The sequence below is a fragment of the Mucilaginibacter celer genome (genome assembly GCF_003576455.2).
Taxonomy (GTDB): domain Bacteria; phylum Bacteroidota; class Bacteroidia; order Sphingobacteriales; family Sphingobacteriaceae; genus Mucilaginibacter; species Mucilaginibacter celer.
Genome location: NZ_CP032869.1, coordinates 5,203,490 through 5,217,799 on the forward strand (window position 1 = coordinate 5,203,490; position 14,310 = coordinate 5,217,799).

12 protein-coding genes are annotated in these 14,310 nt (G+C 45.1%); 2 read left to right on the forward strand and 10 right to left on the reverse strand.

All coding sequences use genetic code 11. The features are described from left to right. Positions 1–46: 46 nt before the first annotated feature. From HYN43_RS21410 to HYN43_RS21420, 3 genes are all read right to left on the reverse strand, one after another. Positions 47–601, reverse strand: a complete 555-nt coding sequence (locus HYN43_RS21410; protein WP_119405981.1) for a DUF2059 domain-containing protein — start codon at positions 599–601, stop codon at positions 47–49. Between the two features lies 1 nt (position 602). After that, positions 603–1,718 carry an acyltransferase family protein gene (locus tag HYN43_RS21415; protein WP_119405982.1) on the reverse strand — a complete coding sequence of 372 codons (1,116 nt, stop codon included), beginning with the start codon at positions 1,716–1,718 and terminating at the stop codon, positions 603–605. Between the two features lie 229 nt (positions 1,719–1,947). After that, positions 1,948–3,867 (reverse strand): glucosamine-6-phosphate deaminase, encoded by a 1,920-nt coding sequence (locus tag HYN43_RS21420; protein ID WP_119405983.1) that lies wholly within the window; start codon positions 3,865–3,867, stop codon positions 1,948–1,950. Between the two features lie 114 nt (positions 3,868–3,981). Here HYN43_RS21420 and HYN43_RS21425 point away from each other — a divergent pair, with 114 nt between their 5' ends. Further along, a complete protein-coding gene (locus tag HYN43_RS21425; RefSeq protein ID WP_119405984.1) occupies positions 3,982–5,175 on the forward strand; it encodes an anhydro-N-acetylmuramic acid kinase in 1,194 nt (397 codons plus the stop codon). Positions 5,176–5,317: 142 nt separating this feature from the next. Here HYN43_RS21425 and HYN43_RS21430 read toward each other — a convergent pair whose 3' ends face one another. The 6 genes from HYN43_RS21430 to HYN43_RS21455 all read right to left on the reverse strand — a co-directional run bounded on the left by HYN43_RS21430 (position 5,318) and on the right by HYN43_RS21455 (position 12,070). Next, a complete protein-coding gene (locus HYN43_RS21430; protein ID WP_119405985.1) occupies positions 5,318–6,778 on the reverse strand; it encodes a DUF4097 family beta strand repeat-containing protein in 1,461 nt (486 codons plus the stop codon). Beyond that, entirely contained in the window at positions 6,759–7,334 is a 576-nt protein-coding gene (locus HYN43_RS21435; RefSeq protein WP_119405986.1) for a hypothetical protein, read from the reverse strand. Before HYN43_RS21435 ends, HYN43_RS21430 begins: the two co-directional genes overlap by 20 nt. After that, positions 7,331–7,891: an RNA polymerase sigma factor gene (locus HYN43_RS21440; protein ID WP_119405987.1), complete on the reverse strand. Its 561-nt coding sequence runs from the start codon at positions 7,889–7,891 to the stop codon at positions 7,331–7,333. Before HYN43_RS21440 ends, HYN43_RS21435 begins: the two co-directional genes overlap by 4 nt. A gap of 268 nt (positions 7,892–8,159) precedes the next feature. Further along, the gene (locus tag HYN43_RS21445; protein ID WP_119405988.1) at positions 8,160–8,684 is read right to left on the reverse strand and encodes an AAA family ATPase; all 525 of its coding nucleotides are present in this window, start codon (positions 8,682–8,684) and stop codon (positions 8,160–8,162) included. Between the two features lie 203 nt (positions 8,685–8,887). Continuing rightward, on the reverse strand, positions 8,888–10,195 hold the full coding sequence (locus tag HYN43_RS21450; protein WP_119405989.1) for a M20/M25/M40 family metallo-hydrolase: 1,308 nt from the start codon (positions 10,193–10,195) through the stop codon (positions 8,888–8,890). A 3-nt stretch (positions 10,196–10,198) separates the two neighbouring features. Next, positions 10,199–12,070 carry a M61 family metallopeptidase gene (locus tag HYN43_RS21455; RefSeq protein ID WP_119405990.1) on the reverse strand — a complete coding sequence of 624 codons (1,872 nt, stop codon included), beginning with the start codon at positions 12,068–12,070 and terminating at the stop codon, positions 10,199–10,201. Between the two features lie 149 nt (positions 12,071–12,219). Here HYN43_RS21455 and HYN43_RS21460 point away from each other — a divergent pair, with 149 nt between their 5' ends. Further along, a complete protein-coding gene (locus HYN43_RS21460; RefSeq protein ID WP_119405991.1) occupies positions 12,220–12,501 on the forward strand; it encodes a hypothetical protein in 282 nt (93 codons plus the stop codon). A 275-nt stretch (positions 12,502–12,776) separates the two neighbouring features. Here the strand turns inward: HYN43_RS21460 and HYN43_RS21465 are convergent, their stop codons facing one another. Beyond that, complete coding sequence (locus HYN43_RS21465) at positions 12,777–14,309, reverse strand: serine hydrolase (RefSeq protein ID WP_119405992.1); 1,533 nt, start codon at positions 14,307–14,309, stop codon at positions 12,777–12,779. Position 14,310 lies beyond the last annotated feature (1 nt).

Here is a 14,310-nt window from a genome sequence, read left to right on the forward strand (position 1 = left end):
TAAGATGCGAAACGAAAATCTTAGTTACAAAGTATAGTTTTGAAAATTAATGTTCTTCAGGCGTTTTTGGCGCTGGCAGAGGTATAGAAGGCGTAATGAATTCCATAACAGCAGGCGGGTCGGTATGCTTGTAAGCCAAAGCCAGGTTTTGTTCCAGTTCGGTGTTATGTTCGGCTGTAATATCCAGCGTTAAAGTGTTCACACGCTGTAATAATTCCGCGTTTACTGCAACGAATTTTTTTCCGATGGGAGAATTATAAAAAGAATTAAGTTGATTAAGCTCTGCTTCGGTGAACCCGGCGGCATAAATAGAGGTTAACTTTTCTTTAAGTACTTTCCAGCTTAAATATTTTCTATTAAAGGCTTTCATCACTTTTATATAAGCCGCACGCTGGTTATCATCAATTTTTTCTGCCATCTGTTTAATCACATTATCCATCATAACATCAAATTGATCTTGGGTGCGGGAGGCAATAAGAAACTCTTCTGCAGCTTTTAGGTGCGACGCGGTGAAAGTTTGATTGTTTGTTTGCGCCTTTAAGGTTGAAAAAGAAAGCAGGATTATGCCTGCCAGTGCGATAAGTTTAAGTTTTAAGTTCATTTTAAATTTTGATAAAAATCTTTCTGGTGTAGAACACCCACATCACCAGCCACAAAATGGCTACCGTAAATATAGCACTTACCAACGATGCATTTACCGGCGAAAAATAGGGCGCAAAAAACGTTTGATAAATAGAATGCCCGCCAATTTTAATCATCCCCATATAATGCGGAATAAAACCCGATAATACGTAAGCAGCTATGGCATTGGTACCAAATACTACAAAAGGATAGGTGAACCGTTTATTTCCCTGCACATCGATAAGCCAATAGGTTAACGCCAGCCCTATGGTTGCCAGGCCGCCGGTATAAAGTACAAACGAGCTTGTCCATAAGGCTTTGTTAATGGGGAAGAAAAGATCCCATATCAAGCCCACAATAACCGCCCTGATACCGTAAGTAAACAACCAAACGGTTTTCAGCTGGTCGTCACGGTCTTTACGTTTTAGCCAGGTACCTACTCTTATTCCGAACAAAGCTGTTGCTACTGCGGGGATGGTGCCTAACAAACCTTCGGGGTCCCAGGTGTGCGATTCGCGCCAGAGATGATCGGGGGTAAATATCAGCCGGTCTATCCAGGCACCCATATTGGTTTCGGGTTCGAGGTTGGCATAGCCAGCGCCCGGTACGGGGATGCAGGTCATGATAATAAAATAACCGATCAGTGCGCCGGCCAAAATCCAATCGCGCGTTTTTTGGGATGTTTTGAGGTAGAGCACAGTTGCAATAAAATATACCAATGCTATCCGCGGCAATACACCCGGCAGCCGCAGATGTGCTAATCCTCCGTCGGGATGAAAAATAAGTTGGGTTACCCATGGGATGATCAGTAGGATCACCATACGCTTCAGCGCCTTCAATATCAGCTTGCCATGCGGAAGAGTATCTTTTTTGCTCTCCATCGAATAAATAACCGATACGCCTACCATGAACAGGAAAAACGGGAAAACGAGGTCGGTAGGAGTACAGCCGTTCCATTTGGAGTGCTCGAGCGGTGCGTAGATATGCCCCCAATCGCCCGGATCATTTACAAGGATCATCATAGCGATGGTGGCCCCGCGAAATACATCGAGGGAGAGGAGGCGTTTGGGTTTATCGGTGGTTGTTGTTTCGGTCATTGTTTTATAATTCCTTCCCTTGGGCGGGGTGTGATGGGAATTGAGCAAAGGCAGGGAGGGGTTTGTACGCCATGCTTAGTTGATAAGCTTGTCGGCGAAACCTCTCCCTACACCCTCCCGGGGAGAGAATCGCACCGGCCCCACTTTTTTATATGCTCATGTTGCCGTGCTTACAAGGCAAATGATGCAAAACGCCCGTGTCTCCACGGGCGCCGGGGTTAAAATTTTACTAATACATATATCGCTTAAACGCCTCCATAGCCTCATACTCGGCCAAGCCAAGGCGGTCGTAACGCTGGGCGGTATCGCGGGTGCGGTCTTCGGCGCGCACCCAAAACTCCCTCGCATCATCGCCCGGAAATACAGGCCTGTCTTTTTGCGATTGATGTTTGAAAATTGCATTACGTTTGCGGATAACTTCCTGCGGCGATAGCGGTACGGCCATCTCTATCTCATGCGTTTCAAACTCATGCCACGCGCCGCGGTACATCCATAACCAGCAATCCTCAACCCATTCTTCTTTGCCTTTTAATCTTTCCAATGCGGCAAGGATAATTTTAAAGCATACCAGGTGCGTACCGTTCGGGTCGGCAAAATCGCCGGCAGCAAAAATCTGGTGTGGTTTTATTTTTTGCAGCAGATCAATAGTTAGCAGAATATCTTCTTCGCCTACCGAATTCTTTTTGGTTTTACCTGTTTCATAAAAAGGCAGCGCCATAAAGTGGATGTGATCATCCTCGAGGCCTGCATATCTTGCACCCGAGATAGCCTCGGTTTTGCGGATAAAGCCTTTTACGTTACGGATCTCTTGTGTATCTATCTCGTTAGGTTGTTTGGTGGGGAAAAAGGCACGCATATCTTCGTACGATTTTTGAAGATGGGCTGCGTCTTCACCTATTGATTTGGTAAAATCGATGGCAAACTCCATGTACCTCAACACGTCATCATCCCATACCGCGGTATTGCCCGAGGTTTGATATGCTACATGTACGTCATGCCCCTGATCAACCAAACGAATAAATGTACCGCCCATCGAAATCACGTCATCATCAGGGTGAGGGGAGAAAATGACACTTCGCTTTTTGGCAGGCAAAGCTCTTTCCGGGCGTTGCGAATCATCAGCATCGGGTTTGCCGCCCGGCCAGCCTGTAATGGTATGCTGGATCTGGTTAAAAATATCGATGTTGATATTATATACCGGGCCCTGCTCTACCGCCAGTTGGGCCATGCCATGGGTATTGTAATCTTCTTCTGTTAACTTCAATACCGGCTTGTGAATCTCATTCGCCAGCCAGATCACCGCTTTCTTTTTCAGTTGGTTATCCCACACACAATCTTTAACCAGCCACGGGGTATCAAAACGGGTTAGTTCTGATGCAGCATCAACATCCAGTACAAATTCTACACTATCTGATAGCTGCAGGTAAGTGGCAGGTACCTCGCCCGAGATCTCTCCTTCCACCGCTTTTTTAATAATCGGGGCTTTCTTTTTGCTCCAGGCCATCAGGATAATCTCCCTGGCTTTGAATATCGTGCCGATACCCATGGTAATGGCCTTGGTAGGTACGTTGCTTTTACCGCCAAAATCCCTGGCGGCATCACTGCGGGTCAAATCGTCTAAAGTAACTAACCTCGTACCCGAATTTGGTGCCGAGCCCGGCTCATTAAAACCGATGTGGCCTGTACGGCCGATACCTAAAATCTGTAAATCTAACCCGCCAAGTTCTTCTATCTTCCTTTCATATTCCAAACAGAAAGCCACAACAGCGTCCGTATCCAAGGTACCATCAGGGATGTGTACATTAGCCTTATCAATATCAATATGGCCAAACAGGTTTTCGTACATAAACGTCACATAGCTTTGCGCCGCTGTGGGTTTCATGGGATAATACTCGTCAAGGTTAAAGGTGATCACGTTTTTAAAGCTCAGCCCTTCTTCCTTGTGCTGGCGTACCAGTTCGCTGTATACTGCTATCGGCGTTACGCCGGTGGCAAGGCCTAATACAGCCTTTTCGCCGCGGGCCTGTTTAGCTTTAATCAGCCTGGCTATGCGGTCGGCTACGGCCACCGAGCCTGCTTTTGCATCGCTGTACACGCTTACCGGTAATTTTTCATACCGCGTTTCTTCCAGTAAATTTAATCGTGCCATGTAGTTTTAGGAATATGTAGAGGTTTTTGTTGCAAAACAAATATATCAGATATTTACAATGTGCTGCTATTATTTTAACTTTTAAAAGGCGGCACCGGTAAATGCTTTTAGCCTATGATACCTTTAAACCCCAACCTGCAGCACCTGTTCAATATCGCCCAAAAAGCTACCAAAACGGGGATCGGCCTAATGTCGGGCACCTCATTAGACGGGCTTGATATAGCCTTGTGCAGGTTTACCGGCACCGGACCCAATACCAGGTTTGAACTGGTAAATTTTATAACCATCCCCTACCCCGAGAGCTTTAAACTGGAAGTACAACAAGTATTTGCCAAACGCCTGGCCGACCTGGAAAAAGTAACTTTACTTAACGCATACATAGGCACCTACCATGGCGAACTAATACTGCAGGCTTTGAACAGCTGGAACATCAAACCCACCGAAATTGATTTCATAGCCAGTCACGGCCAAACCATTTATCATGCCCCCAAACGTTTGCATCAGCATGAAAACTACCTTAACGCTACGCTGCAAATTGGTGATGGCGATCATCTGGCTGTAAAAACCGGCATCCTCACCATCAGCGATTTCAGGCAGAAACACATAGCTGCGGGCGGCGAGGGTGCTCCTTTAGCCTTATATGGCGATGTGCTATTGGGCAGCAAAGCCCGCGAGAACCGGATTCTGCTTAACATTGGTGGTATTGCCAACTTAACCTGGCTGCCCGGAGACGGCGATTTTAGCCATGTGCTTTGTACCGATATCGGCCCGGGAAATACGCTGATTGATGCCGCCTGCCGCAGTTATTTTAATAAGCCTTACGATGAAGATTCGGCTATTGCTTACAACGGGAAGGTAAATGAAGCTTTATTGGAAGCTTTGCTCGCGCATCCGTTCTTTACCGAAAAGGCCCCGAAAACCACCGGGCCTGAGCTATTTAATCTTGATTTGGTTGCGGAAGCACAAAAAGCATCTGGCACTGAAAATATTAATCACACAGATTTGGTGAGCACACTAAGCGCATTTACTGCGAATTCTATAGCCGCATTTGTAAAAGAAAATATCAATGCTGATGACCTGAAAATTTTTACCAGCGGCGGCGGGGCCAGGAATCCTTTTGTTATTGCAGAACTTAAAAAGCTGTTACCGGATGTTGTTATTGATGATAGCAACATGTTAGGTATTGATCCGGATGCCAAGGAAGCAATACTGTTTGCATTATTGGGCAATGAGGCATTAAGTGGCGAGCCTGTTAAAATTGGGGATAACCCGGCGGTATTGATGGGGAAGTTTAGTTTTCCTAAGTAATATTTAGTGTGATAACAGGCTTCTATAAAAAACGTCATTGCGAGGAACGAAGCAATAGCAAGTAAGCAAATCTGCCCTGTATAGTTCGCAATTGCTTCGTTTCTCGCAATGACGCGAGTTAGAGAATATTTGCTATTGTTCCTCAATCAAAACTCACACTACCATAGCTGGTGCTGATGGTAATGGTTTTATCGCTGTTTCCTTTACCCAAATGGCCTTTATAGGTTTTAGTTGGGTTAAAACCGCGCTCGCCATCGGCCGGGGTTTTGCTGGTGATATTAACATCGTGGCCATTGTAGTTAAAGCTGCCGTAACGAACGGTAATATCAAAATCGGCATTTTGCGCATCGCTTATCCCCAGTTTTACACTTGAGTATGATGAATTTACCGAAAGGTTTTTCACATTCTTGTCCACCTCGGCAATATTAAGCGCACCGCTAAATTTTACGTTGATGTTCCCCGATGTAGTTATCTTACCAATTTTTGCCGAACCGTAACTTACATCAGCATTAATTTTATCGCAATCGCCCAGGTTAAGGCTGCCGTAGGCCACATCCAGGTCGCTGCCGGTTAGGGTTTCGATGGTGGCACTACCATACCTCACCTTAATCTGGCTGGCCGGGTTGGTTAATGCCCTGGCGCGCAGGCTGCCGTATGAGTTATTGATGATGAGTTTGCCACCCAGATCAGGAAGTTCGGTACTGCCGTATTTGTTATTAATAGTAAGTGGGTTTTTGGCCGGCATATACACCGTATAATTGATCTCCATTTTACGGAAGCCGTTCTTTTTGCCAAACAATGAACCCCAAATACCACCGTCATTATCATTATCGCCCTGGTTAATGGATGTTTTAAACCATACGCCAGAGCCGTCTTTACCATCTTTAATGCTTACATTATCCAGCATTTTCTGCACTTTATCCTCATCGTTGGCACCAACCACAATCTGCACATCAACCTTTACCTCGTTTTTAGCCCAGGTGTTTACGGTTACTTTACCGTATTTATTATCGATGTTAATTAAATCGTTACCATCTATCGAATAGCTTTTGCTGTAACTTTTTGTTTTTTCAACAATATCGCCATTTTGCAATTGCTCCTTGTAGCTGCTGTTATCATCATAGCTGAAGCTAAAGTTCTGATCAAAGTTTTTAAAGCCGAAGTTGATGTTTGGGCTCACCATCATATCAAAGTTCTGGCTAAACTTCATGCTATCAAACTGTTTAAATTTCAGGCTATCCAGCGATTTAAATTTAAAACTGCTATCGTTAAATTTAAATTTATAAAGTTTAGCCAGGTTTTTCATTTTCATCTGCATTTGTAAATGCATCTGTTTTTGCTGCTGCTGGCGCAGGCTGCTCATTTGTTTTTGCAGTTCGCGCATTTTGGTGTTCAGCTCCTTCATTTTTTGCTGATACTCCTTGCTGTCGGTAGCCGGGGTCCAGTCGTCATCATTGTCGTCGGTATCGGCAGCCGGCGGTGGTGGCGTTGCGGGTTTAGCGGCGCGCGGAGTTTTGGGCTTTACCTGGGCAAAGTTTGCTGTGCTTATAGTTAGCAAACCAATAAGCATTAACAGGGCCGGATTAAATATTTTTAGTTTCATTGCTTTGTTCCTTTTTCATCTCGTTAAACTGTTCAATTATATTTAATTGCTGAGTTAGTACCTCGGTTTGTATTTGCAAATTCCGGATCATTGCACGTAAAACACGCTCCTGGTTAGGACTGGTGGCTAAATCATTGTTTAGTTTTTTATAGGTCGAATCCATTTTAGCTATCTCGGCGCTGAACTCCTTGTATAACTGCGGATCATTTTTAGATGCTGTTTTAAGCTCGGTAAGCTTGGTTTCAACCAGCGATGCCAGGTGCACCTGCTGCTGTGCGTACTCCGGGTTAATGGCCGCCAGATCTACCCCTTTGCTGCCTTTTTGGCTTTGTATATATATGCCGAACCCTATACCCATTACAATGATTACCGATGCGGCCACTTTGAGCACGAAGCCCAGCGAAAAAGTTTTTGCTTCGCGCTTTTTGGGCTGCCTGTCCTCCTCGTCCAAAAAATTGAGTTGCGCCTCAATTTTACCCCATAAATCGGCCGATGGTTCTATCTCGTTAAATTCTTCGTTATTGTTATGCATGAAATCTTCAAATCGCTTGCTCATGATACTGTTCCTTTCCTGTTTAAAATTTCAATCAACTTCCTTTTAGCTCTCAAAAACTGTGTTCTTGATGTGTTTTCTGATATATTCAATATTTGTCCAATTTCTTCGTGGTCATAACCCTCAAGCAGGTATAATGATAATACCACCCGGTAGCCATCGGGCAATAATTTCATGCCTTGTTTTACGCGGGCTACCTGGTATTGCACATCTTCGTCGTCCCAGCCTTCATCGTCGGCAATGTTTTCGAGGTGACCGTCTTCCAATTCCACCAGTTCCAACCTGCGTTTGCGCAGCATATTGATTGACCGGTTAACTACGATCTGCTTAAGCCAGAGGCCAAACGTGGTATCCTGCCTAAAATCCTTCAGCTTGGCAAAGGCATCCACAAAGGCCTCCTGCAAAACATCCTCGGCCTCGGCAATATCGCCCACAATCCTGAAGGCCACGTTCAGCATAGCCTTCGAGTATAGTCGATAGAGTTCATAACAGGCCTTTTTGCTGCCCCGCTTGCACTCAACTACCAGGTTGTAATGTTTATCAATATATAACGCTTCCAAATTTATGACCAGCTTCAGGTTAATAGACGCAGGGTATTTTGCAACGTTGCACGAGTGTTGGAAAAAAAATTTTAAAGAGGGATAATTTTTTTGATTTTGTTGAGCTATGACCGTTGATTTGGGGTGATTGCGTTGATTTCGCTGATTATTTGCAAGGGGGATTTTGTCTGAATCAGAATTTACAGAATTTGAGAATTAGCAAAATGGAAATTGAAAATGACAGGTAATTCTGAAAATCCTTTAATTCTGTAAATTCTGATTGAGACAATCAACAGCCCAGGAAGTTACCCACCGCCCTCACCGCACTATCATACCTATCCTGCCCCAGGCCGGATATTACGGTATAATTTGCGTTCAGCGCCTGCAATTCGCGGTGCCATACGTTCATAAAATATTCGCGTTTGGTGGGGAAGTTACGCAGCGGGTCATCCTGCCAGGGCAGGTCGATATCTAACAGTAAATAAAAATTGTAAGGATGGCGGGGAAGCTCGTCGAGTACTTCCTGCGGGGCATGGCCGAAAACTTCTTCGCTCCAGATTTTTACGGTTAAAAAGGTGGTATCGCAGATCAGTATCTTATTGGCTTGCGGTAACAGCTTTTTTTCGAGCGCCAATTGGCCATGAAACATGTTTATTTCATCCTGAAAAGTGCATTCGCCAACCAGATTGGCGCAGTACTCGCGCGAGTATTCGGGTACAGCTATGGTATTATAGTAGGCCGCCAGGTATTCAGACATGGTTGATTTGCCTGTGGACTCCGGGCCTACTACTGCTATTTTGGGGATGGTGTTCATGTTGTCTGAATCAGAATTAACAGAATTTTAGAATTAACAGAATGAAACGATGTTTTGTCTTGGGCGAATTTAAGTTTTCAGCTTAAATTATTATTTACCACAATTACGCTGCACCAAACCCGCTGCGGAGCTTTACTGGTTCAGCAATTTTTATTTTTCCAATTCTGTAAATTCTAAAATTCTGCAAATTCTGATTCAGACAATTACTCCTCCAGCTTCGGCACCCGCTTAGGCGTATCCTTACCCGAAACAATGGAGCGCGAACTGAGGGCAATGGCCCTGATGGTTGATGTGATATTATTTACATCCAATGAGCTAAACTCATCGCCAACGGTGTGGTATAGTTTATCAATGTCGATCTGATCTGTTGAGATGGTGTGGGCCGGTACGCCAACTTTGGCCAGTGATGCATTGTCGCTGCGATAAAACAGGTTTTGATCAGGGTATGGGTCGGGATGAAATTTAAAGGCAGTGCCTTCGAGGTTTTTTTGCAGGATGGTGCCAAAGTCTGAGCGTTCGAAACCGGTGATAAACGCCGAGTTGGTACCAAATTTTGACGCCTTGCCAATCATCTCGATGTTAAACATGGCAACTACCTTATCGGGGGTAACCTGTGTTGCAAAATACTCCGAACCGTACTCGCCAATCTCTTCGGCCGTAAAGGCTACAAATATCAGCGTACGGGCATTGCTGTGCAGCTTTTTGTAGTATTTAGCCAGGCTTATTACAGCGGTTGTTCCTGAAGCATCGTCGTCGGCACCATTGGCAATGCTATCGGTTAGGCCGGGCTTATCGGGCTTGATTATGCCCAGGTGATCGTAGTGGCCCGAAAAAACTACGTATTCATCCGGTTTGGTTTTGCCAGGGATGATACCTGCTACGTTAAACAGCGGCAGCTCCTTGTTACTTATCTCGCAGTTTACCTCAAAGTTGATAGCACCTGTAAAAACGCCCGATACAAATACGATTGGAGGTTTGGCCTTGCCCTTAAAGTTGGTTGCACCAGCGCCCAGAAAACTTTTAACCCTGCCAAACAGGCTTTTAAATTTAGGATCGACAAGCAGCAGGGTTTTAGCACCGTTTTTAAATGCCTTGCGGTATTCGGTGCGGAAATCTTTATCAGGGCCTACAGTAATTATCTGTACATCCTTGTCTCCGGCCCAGCTAAATGATTCGGCGGCTGATACGAAGGCACTGTCGGCCGCAATGGCTTTGCCGTCAATGCTAACTGTTAATTTACCCGGTGTTGAACGCACCATGGTAAAATTTTGACGGTAACCTGTGTTACCCGCCATTGGCTTCAGGCCTGCCTTTTTATATTCTTTTTCAATAAACTGAGCTGCTTTTTCAATGCCCGGAGTAAAGGTGGCACGGCCCTGCATATCATCGGCCGAGAGGGTTTTGATAATGCGGGCTACATCAGCCTGCTTAATCCGTTTGTTTACATCCTGTGCAAAGCTGTATGCCGAAAGGCTTAACAAAGCCGCGGTGGTGATAAATACTTTCTTCATAATTTATTTGACTTTGCTTTGCAGCCAGTTGTTACGGAATGTTTCCTGATCCTTGCTTAATTGCATGCCTGCTTTTTCATAAGTCACCACTTCAAAATACGGGCTTTCCTCAAGAATGATAGTAGTTTCGTGTGCGCCTGTGCGGTTTTTATAATTCACCACCAGCTTATCGCCCGGCTTTTTATCGGCAATCACATCGTTAAAATCTTTTTGCTCCTTAATATCCTTGCCATCAACTTTCAATATCACATCGCCGGCATCAAGGCCTGCCTTGTAAACCGGTGTACCTATAGTTGTGCTTGATAGTATCGGCAAACCTTCGGCACCTGCAGCCCGTGCCTGGCCCGATCTGCCACGCGCAGGTTGAGCGGCTAATGAACCTGCCCAGCCTTTGCCCGGCTGCGCTTTACGTAATAACAAACCTGCTTTAGCTAATAATTGCTCGTAATTGTTTTTGTCGATGCCATTAACATAGCGCTTAAAGAAATCGGCAGCAAATTTGGGGTTATTGGTAACCTTGCCCAAATCGGTCTGCAAATCGGGAATGGTGTATGGCTTCATTACCTTGCCGCGGTTTAGCCAAACAGCACGCATATAATCATCAAGCGTTAAATTAAACTCGCTGCGTAAGCGCAGATCAAGAGCCAGGGCAATGGCTCCGCCATAGGTATAGTAACTGGTAAAATCGTTGGTGTTATTGTTTGGGTCGATAGAAACACCGGCATCGGCAAAAACCGAGTAGCGGCTCATTTGCGCTGCCGAATATTTGGCTGCACCCGGTGTGTTCAGGATCTGGTTAACCAAACCGGCAATGGTGCTTGTGTAATCATCCAACGAAACAAAACCCGAGCGCTCCAGCAGTAACTCGCCGTAGTATTGTGTAAAACCTTCGGCAAACCAAAGCTCGCTGCTCATGTTGGCGTGTTCAAAATTAAATGGCTCCAACGATTTTGGGCGGATACGTTTAACATTCCAGCTATGAAAATACTCGTGCGCAAATACACCCATCAGGTATTTTTCGCTGCCCTCAACTTTAGGTGCCGGGATGGTGATACAGGTTGAGTTACGGTGTTCCATACCATCACCGGATACCGCAGGGTTAATATCGGTAACAAAAGTGTACTCGCCAAAATCGTAAGTCGGCAATTCGCCAAATACCGCTTTTTCTTCCAATACCAACTTCTGGATCATCTTACCAAAATTATCAATTACGGCCTGGCTATCGTCTGAGTGTACGCTGAGGTTTATTTTCTCCTTTTTGCCATCTGTATTGGTTACCTCCCAGCTGCTTACATTGTTATTTGAAAGCTCGGTGGGGCTATCCATCATGTATTGCATATCGGGTGCGCTGTATACATTGGCTCCCACATGTTTTAACTGGGTAGATATTTTCCATCCCAGTTTATCCACATCGTTAAAAGAGAAAGTAAGCGGGCGTTTTTCCTGCCCTACTACCCACATAAAAGTGGCAGGCATGTTTAAGTGGGCATGGCTCGGATCGATAGATGCGTAAGTACCGTCGGTCCAGTTAGCAAAAAGGGTATAGCTTATTTTCACTGCGGCCGGGTGTTCCTCAACCTGGTAAACATCACCTTCAAGCTGGGTTAGTTCCAGTTGTTTGCCATCAACATCGGTTGCTTTAACATTGTAAATATTTTTGCCAAACTCGTGCGTGGCATAGCGGCCAGCCGACGAGCGGCTCATGCGCACCTTAAATGGCCCCGAGGGAGCCTGCGGAATGGTCATGCTTATTTCGGCCTCGTGGTGGGCCACGTTAGGGAACGAAACTTCGTAATAAATGGCTTTTTGAGGTTCCTGCGCCATAGCACTGCAGGCCAGCAGGGTAGCTGCCGAAATAGATAGTAATTTTTTCATCAACTTAAATTAACTGCGCTGAAATTACTATTTAATCGGGAAAGTTTAATGGGAATGTTGTTACCGCGGCGCTTTATATAATACGCTCATTTGCGCTAATAACCCGCAATGCGCTTATTTATGCGTACATTTAGAGAAATTACCCCAACATGATCCTCTTTTCGAAACGAAATCTGCATTACACAGACTATAAATGGAACGCTTACCTGTATAACGATCCGCGTGTAACCGGTAAACCCGACGATACTATTTTCACTAAAGAAGAGGGCAATGAAGTAATTTACCTCATCAATAAACTGATGCTGATGTGGGATTATCGCTTCGCAAATACAGGCAATAAAATGGAAAAACTCATCCACGATAAACTCCCCGCCGAAATTACCCGCCAGGATGAAGTACAGGAATGGCTAAAGGTTAATTTGAAGTTTTGAGGGAGATATCTAATTAAGGAACATTTATATCTAAGAAATTTTTCTTCTAAATTTTACGCTGTTGTCATTTCGACGAACGAAGGGAATTGAGTGGTCGGCGTGAGGAGAAATCTTGTACGCCCTGCTTTTCGATATCGATATAGCCTTGCATCGCGCACAAGATTTCTCCTCACGCCAACACGCTATCCCACCTCTGCTCGACATTTTCTTAGATTCACAAAAGTACTATAACATCACAACTTCGATCAGTAATAAGCGATATAAGCCTGGATTTATTACAACTTCTTAAACTCATAAGCCCCCCGCTCCACAAAATCAGCAACTTTTACCCGTACACCGGTTACATCACCGTTTTGCACGGTAAAAGGGAATATCGCCTTGCCCAAAGTAGGATCAGAAAAAGTTACATAAAAACGGTTGCCGCCAAGCGGTTGCATCAACGCGTACATTTTAGGGTGATGTTCAAAACGCATTTCAAGGTTGTTGTTCTGGCCCTGGGTAACTTCCATATTGCCGTAAAACTCGTTGCTGTATTTGCCCAGGTATTTGTTAACCGGTAAAGCAGGTTTCAGATTAAGCGCTACCGAATCTTTCAGCTTCCGGTCGTTTGCCTGTTCGGTGGCTGTATTAGCTTTGTATTGCTTTAAATAAGCCTCGCTGTAATTGCGGAAAGGCTGTTTCAGATAAGCATCCAAAATATCCCAGCGTAAAGCTTCAAAAATCATGTTCTGATCAGTATTAGTCAGGATCACAATTCCCAGGTTATCCTGCGGCACCAATGTTACTGAAGACAGGTAACCGTTAACCCCGCCATCGTGCATAATTAAGCGGTGGTTTGAATAATCCTGTATAAACCAGCCTAATCCGTAAAGCTCAAAATTGGTTTCGCCGTTCATGTGCTGAACGCTGCCCACAATATCCTGCGGCTGGCGGGTGGCCAGGATAGCGGCTGCGGGGATTACCTGCCGCTGGCCTACCTTACCGTTATTGAGCAAGGCCATTACCCATTTGCTCATATCATTAACCGACGAGCTGATGGCCCCGGCCGGAGCCAATCCATCAATCTGGCAATAAGGTATCGGTGTTAACCGGCCATCAACAATAGTATGCGGTACGGTTCGGTTTATTGATTTGGGCAGATCTTTGCTTAAAGCCAAACTATTACCCATCCCCAACGGAGCAAAAATGGCTTCTTTAATATAAGCCTCCCACGAATGCCCATTGGCTACCCGCGGGATAATCTCGCCTGCGGTTAAAAACGCAGCGTTGGTATATCCCCAGCGGGTACGGAAAGGATAAACCGGCTTCATTTTACCCAGGCGTTGTATTACATCTTCGCGGGTTAAATCGGTGTTATAAAAAGTAAAATCGCCCTGAAAAGTTTGAAAGCCAAGGCGGTGGCAAAGCAGGTCGCGCACTATTACTTCATCGGTTAGGTTCTTATCCTGCATTTTAAACTCGGGGATGTATTTGGTTACTTTTTCATCTAACGAGAGCTTTTTGTTGGTTTCGAGCATGGCCAGGGCTGTTGCGGTGAAAGCTTTGGTATTGCTGCCTATCATAAACAGGGTATTTTCATCAACCTTGTTCATCAGCCCAAGCTCTTTAATACCATAACCCTTCATCAGCACAACCTTGCCATCTTTAACTACGCAGACAGCCATACCCGGTACCCGCCAGTTGGTAAGGGCTTTGCTGATGTACAGATCTAAACTATCTTTAATAAACTTGCTCCTGTCGGCATGCTGGGCGCTTACCGGTACATAAAAAAGTGCGAATGCAGCGAGTAACAGAAGTATTTTTTTCATT

Excerpts from the sequence above, each read along its gene's own strand:
- HYN43_RS21410 (WP_119405981.1), bottom strand. The coding sequence starts at position 601 with ATGAACTTAAAACTTAAACTTATCGCACTGGCAGGCATAATCCTGCTT.
- HYN43_RS21415 (WP_119405982.1), bottom strand. The coding sequence starts at position 1,718 with ATGACCGAAACAACAACCACCGATAAACCCAAACGCCTCCTCTCCCTC.
- HYN43_RS21420 (WP_119405983.1), bottom strand. The coding sequence starts at position 3,867 with ATGGCACGATTAAATTTACTGGAAGAAACGCGGTATGAAAAATTACCG.
- HYN43_RS21425 (WP_119405984.1), top strand. The coding sequence starts at position 3,982 with ATGATACCTTTAAACCCCAACCTGCAGCACCTGTTCAATATCGCCCAA.
- HYN43_RS21430 (WP_119405985.1), bottom strand. The coding sequence starts at position 6,778 with ATGAAACTAAAAATATTTAATCCGGCCCTGTTAATGCTTATTGGTTTG.
- HYN43_RS21435 (WP_119405986.1), bottom strand. The coding sequence starts at position 7,334 with ATGAGCAAGCGATTTGAAGATTTCATGCATAACAATAACGAAGAATTT.
- HYN43_RS21445 (WP_119405988.1), bottom strand. The coding sequence starts at position 8,684 with ATGAACACCATCCCCAAAATAGCAGTAGTAGGCCCGGAGTCCACAGGC.
- HYN43_RS21450 (WP_119405989.1), bottom strand. The coding sequence starts at position 10,195 with ATGAAGAAAGTATTTATCACCACCGCGGCTTTGTTAAGCCTTTCGGCA.
- HYN43_RS21455 (WP_119405990.1), bottom strand. The coding sequence starts at position 12,070 with ATGAAAAAATTACTATCTATTTCGGCAGCTACCCTGCTGGCCTGCAGT.
- HYN43_RS21460 (WP_119405991.1), top strand. The coding sequence starts at position 12,220 with ATGATCCTCTTTTCGAAACGAAATCTGCATTACACAGACTATAAATGG.
- HYN43_RS21465 (WP_119405992.1), bottom strand. The coding sequence starts at position 14,309 with ATGAAAAAAATACTTCTGTTACTCGCTGCATTCGCACTTTTTTATGTA.